This window comes from Streptomyces sp. NPDC037203 (assembly GCF_055605065.1).
Genome location: NZ_JBVJUC010000011.1, coordinates 99,959 through 119,264 on the forward strand (window position 1 = coordinate 99,959; position 19,306 = coordinate 119,264).

General features: G+C 74.4%; 14 protein-coding genes. 5 read left to right on the forward strand and 9 right to left on the reverse strand.

Annotated elements, in window-relative coordinates:
- Window positions 1-5 precede the first annotated feature (5 nt).
- From ACZ7EC_RS26530 to ACZ7EC_RS26545, 4 genes are all read right to left on the reverse strand, one after another.
- Window positions 6-2,249 carry a HAMP domain-containing protein gene (locus ACZ7EC_RS26530; RefSeq protein WP_471066373.1) on the reverse strand — a complete coding sequence of 748 codons (2,244 nt, stop codon included), beginning with the start codon at window positions 2,247-2,249 and terminating at the stop codon, window positions 6-8.
- Between the two features lie 349 nt (window positions 2,250-2,598).
- Entirely contained in the window at window positions 2,599-3,939 is a 1,341-nt protein-coding gene (locus ACZ7EC_RS26535) for an alpha/beta hydrolase family protein (RefSeq protein ID WP_471066375.1), read from the reverse strand.
- Window positions 3,940-4,310: 371 nt separating this feature from the next.
- The gene (locus ACZ7EC_RS26540; RefSeq protein WP_471066377.1) at window positions 4,311-5,345 is read right to left on the reverse strand and encodes a DNA topoisomerase IB; all 1,035 of its coding nucleotides are present in this window, start codon (window positions 5,343-5,345) and stop codon (window positions 4,311-4,313) included.
- A 445-nt stretch (window positions 5,346-5,790) separates the two neighbouring features.
- A complete protein-coding gene (locus ACZ7EC_RS26545) occupies window positions 5,791-6,279 on the reverse strand; it encodes a GNAT family N-acetyltransferase (protein ID WP_471066379.1) in 489 nt (162 codons plus the stop codon).
- Between the two features lie 168 nt (window positions 6,280-6,447).
- Here ACZ7EC_RS26545 and ACZ7EC_RS26550 point away from each other — a divergent pair, with 168 nt between their 5' ends.
- Genes ACZ7EC_RS26550 through ACZ7EC_RS26565 form a run of 4 tightly spaced genes read left to right on the forward strand, consistent with a single transcriptional unit; the run spans window position 6,448 to window position 10,066 of the window.
- The gene (locus tag ACZ7EC_RS26550; RefSeq protein WP_471066381.1) at window positions 6,448-6,837 is read left to right on the forward strand and encodes a GntR family transcriptional regulator; all 390 of its coding nucleotides are present in this window, start codon (window positions 6,448-6,450) and stop codon (window positions 6,835-6,837) included.
- On the forward strand, window positions 6,834-7,799 hold the full coding sequence (locus tag ACZ7EC_RS26555) for an ATP-binding cassette domain-containing protein (RefSeq protein ID WP_471066383.1): 966 nt from the start codon (window positions 6,834-6,836) through the stop codon (window positions 7,797-7,799). The genes ACZ7EC_RS26550 and ACZ7EC_RS26555 overlap by 4 nt, the downstream gene beginning before the upstream one ends.
- A complete protein-coding gene (locus ACZ7EC_RS26560) occupies window positions 7,796-8,791 on the forward strand; it encodes an ABC transporter permease subunit (protein WP_471066385.1) in 996 nt (331 codons plus the stop codon). The genes ACZ7EC_RS26555 and ACZ7EC_RS26560 overlap by 4 nt, the downstream gene beginning before the upstream one ends.
- Window positions 8,792-8,842: 51 nt before the next feature.
- Window positions 8,843-10,066 (forward strand): acyltransferase family protein, encoded by a 1,224-nt coding sequence (locus tag ACZ7EC_RS26565; protein ID WP_471066387.1) that lies wholly within the window; start codon window positions 8,843-8,845, stop codon window positions 10,064-10,066.
- 153 nt (window positions 10,067-10,219) lie between these two features.
- Here the strand turns inward: ACZ7EC_RS26565 and ACZ7EC_RS26570 are convergent, their stop codons facing one another.
- The gene (locus ACZ7EC_RS26570) at window positions 10,220-11,149 is read right to left on the reverse strand and encodes a ketopantoate reductase family protein (protein ID WP_471066389.1); all 930 of its coding nucleotides are present in this window, start codon (window positions 11,147-11,149) and stop codon (window positions 10,220-10,222) included.
- Window positions 11,150-11,534: 385 nt separating this feature from the next.
- Between ACZ7EC_RS26570 and ACZ7EC_RS26575 the strand changes: the two genes are divergently transcribed.
- On the forward strand, window positions 11,535-12,218 hold the full coding sequence (locus tag ACZ7EC_RS26575; RefSeq protein WP_471066390.1) for a transglycosylase SLT domain-containing protein: 684 nt from the start codon (window positions 11,535-11,537) through the stop codon (window positions 12,216-12,218).
- Between the two features lie 119 nt (window positions 12,219-12,337).
- Here the strand turns inward: ACZ7EC_RS26575 and ACZ7EC_RS26580 are convergent, their stop codons facing one another.
- The 4 genes from ACZ7EC_RS26580 to ACZ7EC_RS26595 all read right to left on the reverse strand — a co-directional run bounded on the left by ACZ7EC_RS26580 (window position 12,338) and on the right by ACZ7EC_RS26595 (window position 19,217).
- Window positions 12,338-14,482, reverse strand: a complete 2,145-nt coding sequence (locus tag ACZ7EC_RS26580) for an SWIM zinc finger family protein (RefSeq protein ID WP_471066392.1) — start codon at window positions 14,480-14,482, stop codon at window positions 12,338-12,340.
- Window positions 14,479-17,319, reverse strand: a complete 2,841-nt coding sequence (locus tag ACZ7EC_RS26585) for a DEAD/DEAH box helicase (RefSeq protein WP_471066393.1) — start codon at window positions 17,317-17,319, stop codon at window positions 14,479-14,481. The genes ACZ7EC_RS26580 and ACZ7EC_RS26585 overlap by 4 nt, the downstream gene beginning before the upstream one ends.
- A 174-nt stretch (window positions 17,320-17,493) precedes the next feature.
- Complete coding sequence (locus ACZ7EC_RS26590; RefSeq protein WP_471066395.1) at window positions 17,494-18,075, reverse strand: sugar kinase; 582 nt, start codon at window positions 18,073-18,075, stop codon at window positions 17,494-17,496.
- Window positions 18,072-19,217, reverse strand: a complete 1,146-nt coding sequence (locus ACZ7EC_RS26595; protein ID WP_397983271.1) for an ROK family glucokinase — start codon at window positions 19,215-19,217, stop codon at window positions 18,072-18,074. The genes ACZ7EC_RS26590 and ACZ7EC_RS26595 overlap by 4 nt, the downstream gene beginning before the upstream one ends.
- Between the last annotated feature and the right edge of the window lie 89 nt (window positions 19,218-19,306).

The following is a 19,306-nucleotide window of genomic DNA, read 5'->3' on the forward strand; positions in this document are numbered from 1 at the left end:
TCTTTCTACCGCTGGAGTGAGTTCTCGCGCCGCGGCCCGGCAAGGCCGGCGGGGGGTCCGGATCGGCCGGCCCGGCCGCGCTGCGCCAGTGCCTGGCGGATCAGCTCCAGGCTGCGGGTGACCGAGCCGACCTCGTCGTGGTTGACGGGGTGGAGCACGGTGCGCCGGTCGCCGGCCGCGAGTTGTTCGATGAGCCGGGCGACCGCGCGCAGCGGCCGGATGACCACGACGTACAGCCAGCCCAGGCAGGCGGTGCCCAGAGCGAGGGCGAGGATTCCCGCGAGCATGGTGCGCTGCTGGGCCTGTACGGCGGGCAGTCGCAGGGCCGCCGCGGGCTCCGCGGTGACCACCCGCCAGCCGAGTCGGGCCGTCGGCCCGCTCTGCGCGAGCGGTGCCGCGGCGTCGACCGAGGGCCCGGAGGAGGAGGCGAGCACCGCCGAGGTCGCGGCTCCCACCGTGCCCGGTGCGCTCTGCGCGCCGCGGGCGAGACGGGACAGGCCCGGCTCGGGCAACTTCTGGAAGGCGCGGTAGCCCACGCTGGCCGCCAGTACCTTGCCGTTCTCGTCGGTCACCCAGACACTGCCCAGGTCCGGCCTGGCCAGCGTCGAGTTGAGGGTGTTGACGTCGATCTCGCCGAAGAGGACCACCCCGTCCGCCGGGGGTGTGCGCCGGGCGTCCCGGACCTGCGCGTAGGCGGCGATGGCCGGTATCCGGCCGGAGGTGTTGACGGTGGTGACCCCGCCGCCCTGAGGCACGTGCACCAGGGTGCGCAGCGGACTGTCGCCCACCCGCAGCGTGATGGCGCCGGAGCGGTCCAGCAGATACAGCGAGCGGTACTGCTTGTGCTCGTCCAGGGTCTTGCGGAGCAGCTCGCTCTGCGCGCTCCGGGTCCGTCCCGCCAGCCGGGCGGCCACATCGCTCAGCGCGCTGTACGACTGGTCGAGCGACTGCCGCACCCGGTTCGCCGCGATCTCGGTGCGCACCTGCTGACCGGCGAGGACCGGGGCCGGAACCGCGGTCGCGGTGTCGGCCCGGTTCAGCAGGAAGATCATCGGCACCGACCAGCAGGCCACCAGCAGCACACCGACCACGGCCAGCGCCCGGTAACCAGGGGTACGGCGGACGGAGAGCTCCTGCGGGCCCCTGTCACCGCGCAGTTGCCCGCGCAGCGACTCCAGCGCCCGTCCGATGCGCGCGAGTTCCCCGAAGCCGTGCACCGGGACCGGCCGGTCCAGCTCCGCCCACGCGGCCGGTCCGTTCGCGGACGCGCTCCGGGCCAGACGGCCCGCGGACAGGTACAGCCGCAGCAGCGGCCGCTGGACGAGGAGGTGCAGTCCCAGCCCGAGCAGGACGGCGAGGCCGGCGAGCGTGGCCGCGGCGCTCAGCGCGAAGCCCGAGTAGTCGACGGCGGCCGCCCCGACGGGCACCGGGCGGGAGGTGAGCACCACCAGCCCGAGGTCGTCGGTGTCACCGGGTCCGGTCCCGGCGGCGACCTGCGCCCAGCCGCCCACGATGCGCCGGTCGCCGGTGGTGGCACCCAGCAGGCTGCCCGAGGCCCCGGTGGCCCGCGCCGACGCGCTCGCCGCTCGGGAGACCGGTGCGGACAGTCCGTCGTCGGGCGCCGCGGCGTCGTGGGCCGCGCTGCCGAGCGTGTCGCCCTTGGCGTCCAGGATGCGGGCGGTGCCGCCCTGGCCGTGTGCCGTGACGGCGGGGAGTGCCTCGGCGACCACCAGCAGCCACTGCCGCTCGGTGGTGTCCGCCTGGTTCTGGTCCTGGTTGGCGTCCTGCTGCTGCGCGGGCAGGGTCACCCTGGCGAAATACAGCAGCCGCGCCTGGCCATCGGAGGTCACCAGCCGGGGCGGGAGCGGGCCGTGCGCGGACGACAGCGCGGCCGCGTCCAGCCCGGCCGGCGGCACGGGCTTGCCGCTGGAGGCCAGCGGCTTACCGGTGCGCGCGTCGAGCAGCGCGCCGCCCAGGACGGCCTTGCGCGCGGAAGTGAGCTCCTTGAGCGCGCTTGCGGGCGTGGAGGTGGTACGGGTCGGGGTGTACGTGTCGGCGCTCCGCCGTACGGTGTTCGCCTCGACGTCGATCGAGGTGCGCACCGACAGCGCGGTGTCCGCGGCGATCCGCTGTTCGGCCGTGAGCACGGCCGACGGTATCCGCTCGGCGTGTATCGCGCCGAGACCGGCCACGGTCAGGGCGGCGACCACGAGGAGCAGCAGGACCAGCGAGGCTATGGGTGGACGCACCCCGCCGAGGAGCGGCATATCGGCGCGGCGGCGGATACGGTGTCGGCGTGGCGCCCGGAACTCGGTGGGCAGGGCAGGGGTTCCTCTCTGACGCCGAGCGCATGAGCGTTCGATTGATGCGAACGAACACTTTAGTGCCGAGTGATGGCATGTCCATCACGGTTTCGCCCCCACTTGTGCAACTGGGGGGTGATCCGGCCGAATGCCGGGGCGGCCGGGTACCGGCGGCGACCGTCGGCCGCGCGCGGTGTCGGCCGGGTCCCGGCGGCGGAAGAAGAGGGGCGGACCAGCGCAAAGCGGTCGGCCCCTCCTCGCACCCGCGGTCACGGCCCGAGGCCGCGACCAGGGGTCAGTGGACGAACGAGATCTCCGGGTACTTCTTGCTCGGCCCGTTCAGCAAGGACTGGGACTTGTGCCGCAGTTCCTGGTCGAAGAAGGCCGCGAGATACGTACTCTGCACAGCGAACGCACGGTTCGGGTCGATCGTGCCGTACTGCTGTTCCAGCTGGGACCGGGAGAGCCCGAGCAGGGCCGCCTCCTGCCGCACCATCCACTCGTTGTCGCTGAACGACAGGTGCGCCGCGCCATGGAGTTGGATGTCCAGGCGGTAGCCCTTGAGATGGGACCAGAGCGTACGCCAGGAACTGTCGTTGTTGCGGTTGTGGCTGCCGGAGCTGAACAGCATGAACGGGCGGTCCAGGTTCTTGCTCGGAGCCGAGCCGAAGAACTGGCCGTCCAGGTTGGCACCCGCCGCGATCCGGTGGTCGAGCTGCATGGCGGTGTCCACCGCCGCGCCGCCCAGCGACCAGCCGAACATGCCGATGTGGGACATGTCGACGGCCTTCGTCAGCCCGGTGGGCAGGGTGGCGTGCCCGACGTCCGGGTTGCCGCCCTTGCTGAGCACGCCGAGCTGGTCGATGACGTACTTGATGTCGGCCGCGCGCACATTGAGGGTGTCGGAGGAGTGCGCGTTGGACGGCATCGTGTTCACCTCGACCCGGTTGCCCGGGAACTGCACCTCGTTGGCGTCGTGGGTGTGGTCGACGGTGACGACGAGGTAGCCGCGGCTGGCGAGGTCCTGGACGAGCGCGGTGCCCTGCGCCCGGTCGGAGTGCAGCCCGGTCGAGTACAGCAGCACGGGCAGCTTGCCGAGCTTGGTGTCGACCGGCGCGAGGACGTGCCCGGCGGTCGTCGGCAGCGTCACCTGCTGCGGCGACAGGCCGCGCGAGGCGAGGAAATGGGCGCCCGAGAGCGAGGACATCCACGGCGCCTGGTAGTGCCCCGACGGTGCGGAGGTCGGGTAGAAAAGCGAGATCATCAGCTCGCGGGGCTTCTTGCCGGGCACGTACGGGTCGGTGCGGGACTTGTCGACCAGGTGCAGCCCGACCATGCCCACGCTGTGGCTTCCGGACGGCGCGGGGATACTGAGCTTGAGCCCGGACGCCCGTACCGAGTCGCGCGGTGTGGCCGACGGCTTGAGGGCCTTGTGCGGCATCGGCGGCTCGTCGTTCTCGGGCGCCCAGGGCGCCTTGCCGTCAGGTGCGGCAGCGCCGACCGCGTCCTTGTCGTGCGTCATCCCGGCGGCCATCGCCGGTGACATTCCCGCACCCAGGACGACGGCGAGCGCGCTCGCCGTACCGACCGCCCCGGCGATCACTCTGCGACGGCGGCGCGGGTGGCGGTGTTTCATGGAACCCCCTAGTGGCTCAGCGATCACGAAACAGGTAATCGACTGCCGCACACCGTATCGCCGTTTCCTGTACACAGAACCAGCGCACCCTCCTTACGCTCCCCCGCCCGGTGCCGCGGACGCCCGGCCGTCGGCGATGCGGCCCGCCGCCGGCTTCGACACCCCGAGAAGCGGCACGAGTTGCCGCGCGCGTTCCGCGCCCGGCCGACGAGCCCGGCTACCGAGGGCAGTTCACGGTGCAGGCCAACTCCGGTACTGCCAGGGGCGACGGCGGTCTGCGGCCCCGTCCTGCTCGTCCGGGCTGGCGGGTCGGCCAGCGCCGCACCGGGGTACGCGGACGCGGCGAGCCGGCTTCTCCTCGCGCGCCGCTCTCATCCCTCGCGCGGTGGGCGTCCGTCGCGGAGCATGCGCAGTACCGCCTGTTCGACGGGTCCTTGAGTGGCGGGGATGCCGTACACCCCCTCGTCGCCCAGGTGCGGCAGAGCGGCGGCGACCGTGACGCCCTCCTCGTACAGCTCGATGACCCGAGGGTTGATGTAGGAGTTCCGGCAGACCGCGGGCGTGTTGCCGAGATACCCGGCCACCTCGCGCGCCGCGCGGGCGATGGCCCGGCGCCGGGCGCTCTCGCTGCGGGCCACGGGCTGGGAGACGGCCAGTGCCACGGCGGCCATGACGGTGCCGTGCCAGGTACGGAAGTCCTTGGCGGTGATCTCCAGGCCGGCCAGCTCCCTGAGATACGCGTTGACGTCCTCACCGGTCACGGTGTGCCAGGAGCGCCGCTCCCAGTAGGCCAGGAGCCGGTCGCCGCCGCCCCGGCGCCGGCGCAGCGCGGTGAGGCAGCGGCAGGCGGCGGGGTCCGCGACGGTCTGGACGATCTCCTTGCCGTGCTTGCCGGTGTAGGTGAACAGGACCGCACCGGCGTGGCAGCGGGAGTGCTCGCGGAGCAGCGTGGTGAGGCCGTAGCTGTCGTTCAGTTCGGTGTAGCGGTCGCTGCCGATGCGGAAGAAGCCGAGGTCGAGCAGTCGTACGGCCGTGGCCAGGATCCGGTGCCGGGTCAGCCCCCGGTCGTGCAGATGCCCCTCGACGGCCTCGCGTACCGCGGGCAGGGCATCGGCGACGTCGAGCACGTGCTCGTGCTTGGCCCGCTCCTGCTCCGCGCGGAAACGCGGGTGGTACAGGTACTGGCGGCGGCCGGCGGTGTCCGTGCCGACGGCCTGCAGATGTCCGTTGGCCCTGGCGCAGATCCACACGTCCCGCCAGGCGGGCGGAATGACCAGCTCCCGGATCCGGGCCAGTTCGCCGGGATCGCGCAGTGGCTCGCCGTGCGCGTCCAGGTAGCGGAAGCCTCGGCCATGGCGCAGGCGGCGGAAGCCGGGGTCGGTGGGACGGCTGTGGTGAAGACGCATCCCCACCTCCCTGAACGGACCCCGCCCCGTCGCGGAGCCGTGTCGCTCAGGTACCCGCCCCCGTCCCCCGCACGCCGGCGTTCCGGTACGGGCCGGCTACTCGCCAGGGTCCCGACGACAGCCGGCGCACACGGCACGGGTGGGTCCTGGCCGCAGTGACGGCTCGATACGCATGGTCCGTGTTGGTCGGTGACGATGTGCGACAACGCCGCCAAGGAAGCAGACCGGTATCGTCGAGCAACCGGAGGAGTCCGTGCTCGACCACTGGTGGGACTGGTGCAGGGCCTCCGGCCGGGGGCTCGCCCGCGAGATCGGGGCCGGATTGCGCCGGGGCGCGGCGGATCGTGCCGGGGACCTGCCGGCCGCGCTCCGGCCGGGCCCCGGCGAGCGGCCGGGGGGATGACGGGGCTTCCCGCGTGCCGGACCCCTCGCCGACGGCGCCGCGTCACTCCGCGGCGATACGGAACTCGAACTCGGGCCGGTCCCAGGGCACGGCGGGCGGGTTCGCGAACGCGGTCCCGGTCCGCACCGCGCCGACGCGGTGGTAGAAGTCCTGGGACGGAACGTGCGAGACGACCTTGAGGCGGTCGAGCCCGGCGGCGCGGGCCTCGGACCGCATGTGCGCGACGAGCTGTCGTCCGATGCCCTGCCCCTGCGCCTCGTCGGCGACGAACAGCAGGTCGAGCTCCGGCGGCGCGAGGATGAGCGAGTAGAACCCGAGGACCCGGCCGTCCTGCTCGTCGGCGCCGACGGCCACGAAGGCGCGGTGGGCCTCGATGTAGTCGGGACCGACCCGGTAGCCCGCGACTGCGGACGCGTACTTGCCCTCGTACGCCCCCGATGCGCGCACGAGCCGGGTGAGCCGTCTGGCATCCCGCGCGACGGCCCGCCGTATCGTGACCGGCCGGCCGGCCGGGGAAGTGCGTGGCGTCATCGGGCGAGTATGCCGCACCGCCGACCGCCCCCGTACGGCGGGTCGGCCGCTCGGGACGGAGCGCCCGACCTCCCCCGCCTCCCGGCCCCACCCCTGCGCGCCGATGCGGTTTGACACCTCCTCAGACGCTGACTACTTTCCCTAATCAATTAGGGAAAGGGTTACCTCGTGAAGTACCAGCTGCGCAGAGCCGGCGGCACCCCCGCGTATCAGCAGATCATCGAGCAGACCGAGCAGGCCCTTCGGCTGGGCGTCCTGAAGCCCGGCGACAAGCTGCCCACGGCCCGCGAGGTGGTCGAGACCGCCGCGGTCAACGGCAACACCGTGCTGCGGGCGTACCAGGAGCTCCAGCGGCGGGGCCTGGTCGAGTCCCGGACCGGGCTGGGCACGTTCGTGGTCGGCACGCTCGGCAGCGCCGACCGGGTCGACGGCTCCGGTCTGCGGCAGGAGCTGGAGCAGTGGATGGCCCGCGCCAGGGAGCACGGTCTGGAGCGGGAGGACGTCATGGCCCTGGTCGTCTCCGTCGGGGACGCCTGCTTCGCGGAGCGGACGCGGTGACGACGCTCACCGCGGCGGCCGTCCAGGCCGAGGGGGTCGGGCTGCGCGCCGGGCGGGGCGGGCGGCGTAGGCAGCTGCTCACCGACTGCACCTTCCGCGTCCCGCGCGGCGCGGTGTGCGGCATCGTCGGCCCGAACGGCGCCGGCAAGAGCCTGCTGCTGTCGGCCGCGGCCGGGCTCGTCCGTCCCGACGCGGGCCGGCTCACCGTGCTCGGGCAACCGGCCGGCGCGGACGCGCTGCTCGGCCAGGTCGCCTTCGTGGACCAGCACCGCCCCCTGTATCCGCGGATGCGGGTCGAAGAAATGCTGGCCATGGGCCGTGACCTCAACCCCCGCTGGGACGGCGCACTGGCCGGGGAACTGCTGGCGTTGGGCCGGATTTCGCTCACCAGCAGGGCCGGCTCCCTCTCCGGCGGCCAGCGCTCCCTGCTGTCCCTCGCCCTCGCGCGCGGCAAGCGGCCCCGGCTGCTCCTCCTCGACGAGCCGCTGAGCGACCTCGATCCGCTGGCCCGCCGCGCCGCCCTGGGCCTGCTGCTCGGTGACGTCGCCGACGGCGGCGGCACGGTCCTGCTCTCCTCGCATGTGCTGGGCGACCTCGAAGAGGCCGTCGACCACCTGCTGCTGATCGACGGCGGCCGGATCCGGCTGGCCGGCGAGCTGTCCGAACTCCTCGGCTCGCACCGCCTGCTCGACCGGCTCGGCCTGCTGGAGTGCCAGGCGGGTCTGGCGCCGTGGCGGGTGCACCCCGTGGACCCGGTGGACACCGAGCCGCGGCACCTCACCCTGGTCCGCGTGGACCGGCAGGCGCGGACGCGGGAGACCGACGCCGAACTCCCCAGCCTGGAGGAGCTGGTGGTCTCCTACCTGCGCTCCCCCTCCGTCGCGGGCTGGCTCGCCCCCGGCATGCGGCCGGTCGGGTACGGCGACGCCGATGGGGACGGCACCGGGACGGTGGCGGCATGACCGTCTCCTCCCCCCTGCCGGTCGTACCGGTCCGGCTCGAAGGTTCGGCCCTGCGCCCGGAGCCGGTGCCGTACCGGGCCCTGGTGCGGCTGAGCCTGCGGCGCCACCGCGGTGCGCTCGCCGCCATGGCCCTCTCCTCGGCCCTGCTCGCGGTGTGGGCGGTGCGCACGGCGGACGCGATGGCGCGGGCCCGCGCCGCACGCGCCGCGGCCTCGTGCGACGACCTGTTCTACCTCGACCGGTGCGCCCCGACGGCCCACCGTGTCTCCGACGCGCTCCAGGCGGTGCAGCACGCGCAGTCCGCCCTCGTGGCCGTGCCCGCGCTCGTCGCCGCGCTGCTCGGCGCGCCGCTGCTGGCGCAGGAGTACGAGCGCCGCACGCACCGGCTCCTGTGGACGCAGTCGGTGCCCCGGCAGCGCTGGCTCACCAGCCGGCTCCTCGTCCTGGGCGGCGCGTCCGTCGCGGTGGGCCTCGTCGCCGCCGCCCTCGGCACCCGCCTGCACGCGGTCACCTCGCCGGCGCTCGGCAGCGACTCCTCGGCGTTCTCGGCGCTGCCGTACTCCTCCTTCGGTCCCGTCCTCGCGACGGCGACGCCGCTGGCCTTCGCGATCGGCGTCCTGGCCGGGGAGCTGACCCGGCGCACGATCCCGGCCATGGTCTGCGCCCTCGCCGGCCACACGGGGCTGTTCTGCCTGCTGACCGGTCTGCGCCGGTTCTTCCAGCCGGCCCTCACCCGGTTCCCGCCGCACGGCTACGACCTCAGCGCCGACGACTGGCTGCTGCGGGACGGCGTGGTCACCGCGGACGGCCGCCGCCTGTCGTACGCGCAGTGCGGGCCCACCGGCTGCCCCGACGGGTCACGGGTCTTCGACGTCTACCACAGCGCGGGCCAGCTGTGGCCCATGCAGTGGACCCAGGCGGCGCTGACGGTGCCGCTGACCGCGCTGGCGGTCCTCCTCGTCCACCGGTCCGTCCGCCGCCGCCGGCTCTGACTCCGCGGCCACCTTCCCGATGCAGCACACCCGTTGGAGGACACCTTCACCATGTCCGTCACCGCTGTCCCCGTCCCCCTCCCGCCGCCGGCCGCCCGCAGCAGAGGCGCGGCGGGCGGCGGCCGGCTCGCCGCCGTGGACGCCCTGCGCCTGCTCGCGGCGGCCGGTGTGGCCGCCTACCACTACCTCGGCACCCCCACTCCGCACTTCTGGGGCACCTACGACCTGACCCGGACCGCCCCCGTGCTGCACGCGCTGAGCCGCTACGGCTGGCTCGGTGTCGAGGCGTTCTTCCTGATCAGCGGGTTCGCCATCTGCATGAGCTGCTGGGGGCGCACCCCCACGCAGTTCGCGGTCTCCCGGATCGCCCGCCTCTTCCCGCTCTACTGGACGGTCGTCCTCGCCATCGTCGCCGTCGCCTGGATCGCCCGGCTCGCCGGACAGCGGCCCGGAGCACCCACCGACCTGCGCACCACCCTCGGCAACCTGACCATGCTGCCCGGACCGCTCGGTCTGCGCACCACCGACGGGGTCGCCTGGACGCTCTGGGTGGAAGCCCGGTTCTACCTGCTGATGGCGGTGCTCCTGCTGATCGGCCTCACCTACCGCCGCACCATCGCCTTCTGCCTGCTGTGGCTGACCCTCGCCGCCATCGGCCGCGAACTGCACTCCGCCGTGCTGGACGAGTTCCTGCTCACCCAGTACGCCGGGCTGTTCGTGGCGGGCATGGCCCTCTATCTGATGCACCGCTTCGGCCCGAACCTGCTGCTGTGGCTGCTCACCGGATTCGCCTGGTGCTACACGCTGACCCTGCTGGGCGACCGGGTCGCCGCGCACGCCGCCCCCGCGGGCCGCGGGGGGACGCCGGGCTGGGGCGTGTGCGCCGCCATCCTCACGGTCTTCCTGCTGCTGCTCGCCCTGTCCGGACCCGGCCCCCTCGGCCGGCTGCGCTGGCGCGCGCTGGTCTACGCGGGCGCCCTGACCTACCCGTTCTACCTGGTCCACCAGAGCCTGGGCATACCGGTCGTGCGCGGGCTGCTCAAGGCGCTGCCCGCGCTCGGCCTGGTCCCCGCCATCGCCCTCGGGCTGTGCTTCTCGCTCGCCCTGTCGGCCGTGCTCAACCACCTGGTGGACCGCAGAGTCGGCGCCTGGCTGCGCCGCCACCTCACGTCCGGCTTCGACGCCGCGCACGATCCGGTGGGGCACCCCGCTCCCCCACCGGATCCGGGGGTGCCTCAGCCGTCCAGCCGTACCGGAACCGCCTGCCGGCCGTAGGCGATGAAGGACGGGACCTGCTTGAGGTCGACCACGGCACCGGCCGACATGGGCTTCGGGACGCTCGTACGATCCCGTGGCGGGAGCGTGCTGATCCGCGCCGCCGGTCACGGACAGAGGGAGCCGCGGCCCCGCGCCCCGGCGGCCACGCGGTCAGGCGGAGGGGGCCGTCGTCGCGCCGTCCGTGAGTTCCGCGACCAGGCGGGTGGCGAGGGGCACCTGGATGCCGTGCCGCTCGGCCGCCCGCAGTACGGCGCCGCCGATCGCGTCCAGTTCCAGCGCCCGGCCGGCCTCCGCGTCCCGCAGCATGGAGGACTTGCTGCGCGCCGGGAACGCCTCGTAGCGCGCCAGGATCCGGGTGGCGTCCCCCGGTCCCCCGCAGGCCCGGCTCACCGCGGCGGTCTCCTCGACCAGCGCCGCCAGCTCCTCCGGGTGCTCGTCCCGGATGCCGCCGATCGGCAGCCCGTAGCGCGTCGTGAGCAGGGCGAAGGGCGCGAGGAAGGCCAGCTTCGCCCAGAGCGCGGCGTTCTCGTCCGCGACCGTGCGCGTCGCGATCCCGGCGCCGTCCAGCACGGCGCCCAGCGGTGCGAGCCGGGCCTCGTCCGCGCCGGCCACGTCGATCTCGGTGAAGGGGCTGCCGTGCTCGATGACACCCGCGGCGGTACGGGTGGACTCGACCCGGATCACGGCCGGTACGACCCGCTGCGCGCCGTACCGTTCCCGCAGCGCGGCGATGTGCTCGACGCCGTTGAGCAGGGGCAGCACGAAGCCCCGTGCGAAGCGGGCCGGGAGCCGGTCGAGGGCCGCGTCCAGCGCGGTGTGCTTGACGGTGACCAGGCACAGGTCCGCGGGCTCGCGCAGTTCGGTGTCGGCCTCCACACGGGCGGTGAAGTCGCCGTGCTCCCCGCTGGAAACCCGGATGCCGTCCCTGGCCAGCGTCCGCGCGGTGTCCTCGCCCGCCAGGCAGATCACCCGGTGCCCGGCGCGGGAGAGCAGGGCCGCGAGAAGGCCGCCGACGCCTCCGGGACCCAGCACGGCGATGGTCCAGGGCGTTGCAGATGCGGCGTCCGGCGCGGTGTCCATAGAAGGGGTGCCCTCTCCTTGGGTCGCGGCAGCGACGGGGGAACGTCAGGGTGTCCGGCAAGATCATCAGTTTGCGCCGGGGCCCCCGTCAAGCCCGGCGATCAACGGGGATGCCGCGGCGAGCACTGGATTTCACACAGCGAGTGACGCATTGCTTACGGCAGGTTCCCGAATCGCCCCTCCGTGATACCCCGCGCCGCCGACACCCCTCCCCCGAAAAAGGCCCGTTTCGGGCTGTTTTGGGGCCCGATCCTGTGACGCCACCCATAGGAGCCAGATCACGTCCTAGGCAGGACCGTAGGAACGGAACGCCCTGAGCTGCGCAGGCGTCTCCATATCGGTACATATCGGGCATTGCTCCGAAGTAGGGTAGTACGTCACATCCTTGCCAAGCACTTCGGCCCCGGCTAACCATTGCTGTCGTTGCCGGGAAGCAACGGGCCGGACCGAGCGGATATCCGCCGGAACCATTCGCCCGGTCCCACCCGCAGCGCGGGGCACACCGCCCCACCGCCACCGCGATCCTCGCGGCAGGCACGACCTTGTCCCCCAGAGGAAGAGTTCACGCATGACCATGGCCACCACCCGCACCCGCATCGCCCGCCTCGCCGTCACCGGTCTCGCCGCCACCGGAGCCGCTGCCGCGGCCCTGACCCTGGTGCCGACCAACGCGCAGGCCGCCGAGATGCCCCAGGTGCACGCCTCTGTGGTCAAGGCCTCGCACACCACCGCCGCCAAGGCGGGCTCCGGCAACAACCTGGACGGCTGGATCAAGCAGTCCCTCGCCATCATGAAGGCCAAGGGCATCCCCGGTAGCTACGACGGTCTGAAGCGCAACATCATGCGCGAGTCCGGCGGCAACCCGAACGCCCAGAACAACTGGGACGTCAACGCCAAGAACGGTGTCCCCTCCAAGGGCCTGCTCCAGGTGATCTCCCCCACCTTCAACGCGTACCACGTCGCCGGTACCCCGAAGAACATCACCGACCCGGTGGCGAACATCACCGCCGCGGCCAACTACGCCGCCCACCGCTACGGTTCGATCGACAACGTCAACTCGGCGTACTGATCGCACTGATCCACGCGGTCCCCGCGCCGAAGGCCGGTGTCGGCAGCTCCCACGCTGCCGGCACCGGCCTTTTGCCTTTCGCTGTTTCTGCGGGACCGCGTGCCGGCGGGACCGTTCGGTCAGGTGCCGCCGAGTCCGGTGAGCGCGCCGACGGGGTCCAGGTCGGGGGTGCCGCGGGGCCACCAGTCGTCCTCGCCGGGCTCGGACTCGTAGACGTACCACAGTCCGTCGCGGCCCAGCCGGAGCTGCACATGGCCGAGCGGATGGGTGAGCCGGTTGCGCCAGGGCCGGAAGGCGGGCAGGTCGGCGGCGAGCAGCAGCGGCCGGGCCCGGTCGAAACGGCCGGCCGGCGGGTCCCACGGCTCCTCCAGGACGGCCAGCCCCTCCGCCCCGCCCTGCCGCCAGGCGGCGACGGCCCGCGCGAGGTCGGCCGGGGTGCGGTCGGTGGCCCGCGCGAGGGTCGCGTAGAGGGCGCGGGTCGTCGCGGTCAGTCCGGAGCCGGGCCGGGCCGCGGCGAGCCGCACCGCGTCCTGCCACAGCGACAGTCCGCCGACCGGGTCGCGTCCGGTGGCGAGCAGCGCGTGCGCGCGGGCGGCGGCGTCGGTCGCCAGCTGGTCCAGCGCGAACGGGTCCGGGCCGCCGGGCGCGGCGGGGTACGCCGGGGGCTGCTCGGGGTGCGCGGGGACCGGCGCCGGCGGGGGCAGCGCGGGCAGGTCGCGCGGGGCGAGGGCCTCGGTGGCGCGTATGCCGGGCAGGGACGCGGGCGGCCTGCCCTGTCCGTCGCGGGCCGCGCGGGCGGCGCTGCGCCGGGAGAGCGCGTCGAGCAGTTCCCGCTCGCCCCGGCCGCGCAGGAGCAGCAGCACGAAGGGGTCGGCGTCGAGCAGCCGCGCCGTCTGGTAGCACAGGGCGGCGGCGTGCTTGCAGGGGTGGCCGGAGTCGGGGCAGTTGCACCGCGGGGCGAGATCGCCGGGACCGGGCAGCAGCGGGACCCCGCAGTCGGCGAGGGAGTGCGGCAGTTCCTTGTCGAGGAGGGCGGCGATATGGCCGGGCCGGTCGGCCGCCGCGTCCAGGAACCGCTCCCACTCGGCGTCCGCCAGCGTCCGCACCCGCACTTGGACGCGGTACGGGCGGGGCCGGCTGCCCCGTACGTAGGCGAGGACCGATCCCGGAGTGACGGTGATCGCGTCCACATGCCCCTGGTCCGCGTACCCCCGGCCGCGCGCCACCCGCTTGGCGTCCAGCGCGCCCCGCTCCAGCGCCGCCACCCACGCGTTGCCCCACCAGGTCCCGGCGAACGGCCCCTGCCCGGCCCGCTCCCCGCGGGGCGCGAACGCCGGGAACGTACGCCGGTGTTCACCGTCCCGGTGCGGCGTGGCCATGGTCGGCGGCACGTGCGGGACGGCGGGCGCGGCCTCGGCTCCGGGTTCGGGGAGAGCGGGGGCGGCTCCGGTGGGCTCGGGTTCGGCGTGGGCGGGCGCGGCGTCGGCGGGTCCGGACGGCTCGGGCTCGGGGGCGTCCTCCGGCGCGGTGTCGGTCTCCGGCGGCATCCGGAAGGCGTTCTTCAGGAACTGCCGCATCTCACCGGCGGCGCGCAGCCGCGCGGCACGGGAGGCGTCGGCGGCGGGCCCGGAGGAATCCGCGGCGCAGAGCACGGCTCCGCCACGGGTTCCGGCGCCGGCCTCCGGCGCACGCCCGGACGTACGCCGCCCGGCACGCTCCGCCTCCGCCCGCGACGCCCCGCGCCGGGCGGCCCGCAGTGCTTCTCGGGCGATGTCGCCGGGGCGGGGGGCGGGGGCTGCGTCCGGGCGGGGCTCGGGGTCCGGGGCGGGGCGCGGTTCGGCTTCCGGCGGGTGTGTCCCGTCCCCTGGTTCCGTCCGCTGTTGCGCGCGTTCGGCGCCCTCGTCGGTGGCGGCGGCCCGCAGCGCGGCCCTCGCGGCATCCGCCGGCCTCGGCGCGCGCTCGTCGGTACGACCGTCAAGGCGCCCGGCGGTTCCCCCGGCTCCGGAGTCTCCGGGGACTGCGGCACTGCCGCGGCCGTCGGTGCCGTCGAGCCCCGGCACCTCCGCCCGCTCGGCGTCGTCACCGCGGCCCGCCACCGCGCCGAGGTCGGTCCCCGCATCGTGGTCCTCGCCCCCGTTTCCGGCGGCCGGCCCCTCCGGCGGCGTCCCCGGTTCCGGCTCCGGCAGGGGCCGTGCCCCGCGCCGGGCCGCCCGCAGGGCCTCGCGGGCGAGGTCGGCCGGGTGGGCGCCGTCGGCGGGGGTCATGGGGTGCTCCGCAGGGAGACGAGGTCGGTCAGTTCGCGGTCGGTCAGTTCGGTGAGGGCGGCCTCGCCGGAGCCGAGGATGGCGTCGGCGAGCGCCCGTTTCGCGGCGAGCATCTCGGCGATGCGGTCCTCGACCGTGCCCTCGGTGACCAGGCGGTGGACCTGGACGGGCTGGGTCTGGCCGATGCGGTAGGCGCGGTCGGTGGCCTGTTCCTCGACGGCCGGGTTCCACCAGCGGTCGAAGTGCACGACATGTCCGGCGCGGGTGAGGTTGAGGCCGGTGCCCGCGGCCTTCAGGGAGAGCACGAGCACCGGTGTCCGACCGTCCTGGAAGCGGTCGACCATGCGCTCGCGCTCCGGCACCGGGGTGCCGCCGTGCAGCAGGTCCACGGGGACCGCGCGGGCGGACAGGTGGGCGGTGATCAGCCGGGCCATGCCGACGTACTGGGTGAAGACCAGTGCCGAGCCGTCCTCGGCGAGGACCGTGTCCAACAGCTCGTCCAGCAGGGCGAGTTTGCCGGAGCGGTGGACCAGCCGGTCAGCGGACGCGTCGTCCTTCAGATACAGCGCCGGATGGTCGCAGATCTGCTTCAGCGCGCCGAGCAGCTTCAGGACCAGGCCCCTGCGGGCGATGCCCTCGGCGGTCTCGATGGCCAGCATCGACTCGCGCACCACCGCCTCGTACAGCGCGGCCTGTTCGCGGGTGAGCGGCACCGGGTGATCGGTCTCGGTCTTGGGCGGCAGCTCCGGGACGATGCCGGGGTCGGACTTCTTGCGGCGCAGCAGGAACGGCCGGACCAGGCGGGCGAGCCGGTCCACGGCCTCCTGGTCCTCGCCGTTCTCCACCGCGCGGGCGTGCCGGGCGCGGAAGGACTTCAGCGGGCCGAGGAGTCCGGGGGTGGTCCAGTCGAGCAGGGCCCACAGCTCGGAGAGGTTGTTCTCCACCGGGGTGCCGGTGAGCGCGACGCGCGCGGGGGCCTTGATGGTGCGCAGTGCCCTGGCGGTGGCCGAGTAGGGGTTCTTCACATGCTGGGCCTCGTCCGCGACGACCATTCCCCAGGCGTGTCCGGCGAGTTGGGGCGCGGCGGAGCGCATGGTGCCGTACGTGGTCAGGACGAAGCCGCCGTCGAGGGCGGCCAGGGTGCGTTCGGTGCCGTGGAAGCGGCGGACGGGGACGCCGGGGGCGAACCGGTTGATCTCCCGCTGCCAGTTGCCCAGCAGCGAGGCGGGGCAGACCACGAGGGTGGGTTCGCGGCGCGCCCGCTTCAGGTGCAGGGCGATGAGGGTGACGGTCTTGCCGAGGCCCATGTCGTCGGCGAGGCAGCCGCCGAGGCCGAGGGAGGTCATCAGGTCCAGCCAGGCGAGGCCGCGCAGCTGGTAGTCGCGCAGGGTGGCGGCCAGCCCGGCGGGCGGCTCGGCGGGGCGCAGGCCCGCGGTGAGCCGGTCGCGGAGGGCGGCGAGGGCGCCGACGGGTACGGCCTCGACCCGCTCGCCGTCGATCTCGGCGGTGCCGGTGAGCGCCACGGACAGCGCGTCGACCGGGTCGAGCAGGCCCAGTTCCCGCTTGCGTGCCTTGCGGACGAGGGCGGGATCGACGAGGACCCAGCGGTCCCGGAGCCGTACGACGGGGCGGTGGGCCTCGGCGAGGGCGTCCATCTCGGCCTCGTCCAGCGGGTCGCCGCCGAGGGCGAGCCGCCAGCTGAAGCGCAGCAGGTCCCCGCTCTCGAAGAAGCCGGTGCCGTCGGTCGCGGAGCCGGGCGCGGGCCGTACCTCGGCGGTGGCGGTGAGGTCGCGGGCGAGGTCGCGCGGCCAGTGCACGGCGACCCCGGCGGCGGCCAGCCGGCCCGCGGCGACGCCGAGCAGGTCGCCCAGCTCCTCCTCGGACAGGGCGAGGACGTCGGGCACGTCCTGTTCGGCGAGCCGGTCCAGGGGCGGCCAGACCCGCCCGGCGCGGCGCACGGCGAGGGCCGCGCCGACGCGCGCGCGGGGGCCGAAGGCGGTGTCGGCCTCGCCCGCCCACAGGGCTGCCGCGTCGGTCACCAGGGTGGGGTCGGCGAGGCTGTGGACCTGCACGATCGCCGCCCCGGCGGCGCGGGTGCCCGCGTCGGCGCCGGAGTCGAAGGCGTCGTACGCGGACAGGTCCAGGCGCAGCGAGATGCGCACGCCCGCGTCCATGCCCGCGGCGACCTCGGCCGCCCATGCGTGGGCCCCCGGCAGGGGCTGGGGCTCGGGCGCGGCGAAGGGGCGGCCCAGGGCGTGGGCGGCGGCGGGGGTGCGGGGCAGCGTGTCGGCGATGGCGTCCAGGAAGGAGCGGACCAGCGCCTCCGGCTCGGGCAGCCGCAGCGGGCCGGGGTCCGGCAGCGGCACGGCGTGTCCCTCCGGGGGGAGGGCGGCGGCGATCGCGCGCAGGTGGGCGATGTCCTCGGGCTCCAGCGGTCCGGCGCGCCAGGCGTCGAGGCCGCTCGGGGTGAGGCCGGGCAGCAGCCGCCCTCGGGCCACGAGCCGCAGGGCGTGCAGCGCGGCGGCGCCCCAGCAGGCCGTGGCCGGGTGCGCGGCGGGGTCCCGGCGGGCGCGGACCAGCAGGGGCAGCGCCTCGGCGAGCGGCAGGCCGAGCGCGGGTACCTGCCGGCGGCGTACTCCGTCGCCGTGCCGGCGTACGACGGTCAGCTCCTCGGGGTCGGCGGACGCGGGGGGCAGGGGGTCGCCCGCGGGGTCCCAGAAGGCGATGCGGCCGTCGCGCGGCAGCGGTGCGGGCAGGTAGAGGGCGGCCAGGCGCACCGGCACCCGGTCGCCGCCGGACACCACCGCCCGCTCGGCCGTCGCCACCACACCGCTCATACTTCTGCCACCTCCCGCCCGCACATCGGACCAGTCGTCTCCGACTCTACGGGCGGGGTCTGACAACCGGCCCCGGCACCGGCCGTGACCGCGCGGACAGGGGGCCGGGCCCGGCGACGACACCGGGCCGGGGCCGGTCACGACCGCTCGCACGGCGCCCGCCGGGACAGCTCGCTACGGCACCGTCCTCGACACCACGTACACCATCGGGAAGCCGGGGTCGGACAGGTTCACGACCACGTCCTGGGTGGGAGCCGGGTTCTTCTGGGTGTGGGTGAGGCCGTACCAGGGGCCGGAGCCGCCGAAGGTCCAGCCGCTGACCTTGCGGTCGCGGGCGCTCACCGCGATGTCGCCCTTCTTCAGCTCGTCGCGGCGGGCGCCCATGGACTGGAGGAAGGTGTCCAGGCCGGCCGGGTTGGTGCGGAACTGCACGTACAGGCGGCTGGTCTTCCAGTTGTTGGTCTCGTACGAGGCGATGTGGTCGGCCGGGCGCGGGACGTTCACCTGGTAGAGGCGGCGCTGCACCTTCGACGGCCAGCCGGCGGTGAGGCCGGTCGCCGAGTACTTGGCTTCCTTGTCCTTGCCGCTGTTGCGGCTCTGGTTCGCCGAGATCACCAGATAGCCGGCCGGCACGCCGATGAGCAGCACGATGATCAGCAGGGTGAGCGCCCGGCGCCGGGCCTTGTGCCGGGGGTCCTCGGGGGGCCGCCGCGCCGGCTCCGGCGGGGCGGCCTGGCGGGGCACGGAGGTGGTCATGCGGTGTCCCGTTCGCGGCGGGCCTGGGTGTACCGCTCGTAGCGCTCGTACCGTTCGACCCGGCGGCGCTTGGCGCGCCGGAACCGGCGGGCGACCAGGCGGGCCAGGTCGGCCGCGCCCACCATGCCGGCCTCGGGGCCGAGCTGGGCGCGGGTGATACGGGCTTCGGGGCGGTAGCCGCGGCCGGTGAGATGGCGCTTGAAGGCGTCCCTGGCGGGGCCGATGAGCAGATCGTCGGCGGCCGAGACGCCGCCGCCGATGACGAAGCAGGAGGGGTCGAGGGCGGCGGCCAGGTTGGCGATGCCGACGCCGAGCCACTGCCCGATGTCCTGGAGCAGCTCCACGCACATCGCGTCGCCCTCGCGGGCCAGCTCGGTGATCATCGGCCCGGTGATGTCGCCGATGTTGCCCTTGACGTGCTCGATGATGCCGTAGGCGACCGGCGAGTCGGCCTGGGCCAGCTCACGGGCCTCGCGCACCAGGGCGTTCCCGGAGCTGTACTGCTCCCAGCAGCCGCGGTTGCCGCACGGGCAGCGGTGGCCGCCGGGCACGACCTGCATATGCCCGAACTCGCCCGCGACACCGAACTTGCCCCGCTTGACCTGGCCGTCCTCCAGGATCGCGCCGCCGATACCGGTGCCCAGTGTGATCATCACCAGGTGGTCCTCGCCGCGTCCGGCGCCGAAGCGCCACTCGGCCCAGGCGGCGGTGTTGGCGTCGTTGTCCACGAGCACCGGCACGGAGAGGCGGCCGCTGAGCCGGTCGCGCAGCGGTTCGTTGCGCCAGGACAGGTGGGGGGCGAAAAGGACTCGGTTGCGGTCCGCGTCGACCCAGCCCGCGGCGCCGATGCCGACCGCGTGCACGTCGTGCCGGTCGGAGAGGTCCAGGACCAGCTCGACGATGGTGTCCTCGACGACCTTGGGGCTCTTGGACTTGTCCGGGGTCTCCGTGCGGAGCTTCTCCAGGATGTTGCCGTCGGCGTCCACGACGCCCGCCATCACCTTGGTGCCGCCGATGTCGATGCCGACGGTGGGGACACGGGGGGCCGTCAGGTGGGACCGGCGCTCCCGCGTTCCGACCGTGCGCAGGACGGGGGCACGGCGGGAGCCGATGGGGGCCGTGAGGTCGCGGTAGGTGCTCATCGTTGGTCGATTGTGCCTCAACGACGGTAAGCGTGTCGTACGGGGCACGGGCCGGGGGCGGGCGATCACGGGGATGTCCCGGTTGACCG

What these genes read in the sequence shown, in the direction of transcription:
- ACZ7EC_RS26535 (WP_471066375.1), bottom strand. Translation starts at nt 3,939, where the DNA reads ATGAAACACCGCCACCCGCGCCGCCGTCGCAGAGTGATCGCCGGGGCG.
- ACZ7EC_RS26540 (WP_471066377.1), bottom strand. Translation starts at nt 5,345, where the DNA reads ATGCGTCTTCACCACAGCCGTCCCACCGACCCCGGCTTCCGCCGCCTG.
- ACZ7EC_RS26545 (WP_471066379.1), bottom strand. Translation starts at nt 6,279, where the DNA reads ATGACGCCACGCACTTCCCCGGCCGGCCGGCCGGTCACGATACGGCGG.
- ACZ7EC_RS26560 (WP_471066385.1), top strand. Translation starts at nt 7,796, where the DNA reads ATGACCGTCTCCTCCCCCCTGCCGGTCGTACCGGTCCGGCTCGAAGGT.
- ACZ7EC_RS26565 (WP_471066387.1), top strand. Translation starts at nt 8,843, where the DNA reads ATGTCCGTCACCGCTGTCCCCGTCCCCCTCCCGCCGCCGGCCGCCCGC.
- ACZ7EC_RS26570 (WP_471066389.1), bottom strand. Translation starts at nt 11,149, where the DNA reads ATGGACACCGCGCCGGACGCCGCATCTGCAACGCCCTGGACCATCGCC.
- ACZ7EC_RS26580 (WP_471066392.1), bottom strand. Translation starts at nt 14,482, where the DNA reads ATGACCCCCGCCGACGGCGCCCACCCGGCCGACCTCGCCCGCGAGGCC.
- ACZ7EC_RS26585 (WP_471066393.1), bottom strand. Translation starts at nt 17,319, where the DNA reads ATGAGCGGTGTGGTGGCGACGGCCGAGCGGGCGGTGGTGTCCGGCGGC.
- ACZ7EC_RS26590 (WP_471066395.1), bottom strand. Translation starts at nt 18,075, where the DNA reads ATGACCACCTCCGTGCCCCGCCAGGCCGCCCCGCCGGAGCCGGCGCGG.
- ACZ7EC_RS26595 (WP_397983271.1), bottom strand. Translation starts at nt 19,217, where the DNA reads ATGAGCACCTACCGCGACCTCACGGCCCCCATCGGCTCCCGCCGTGCC.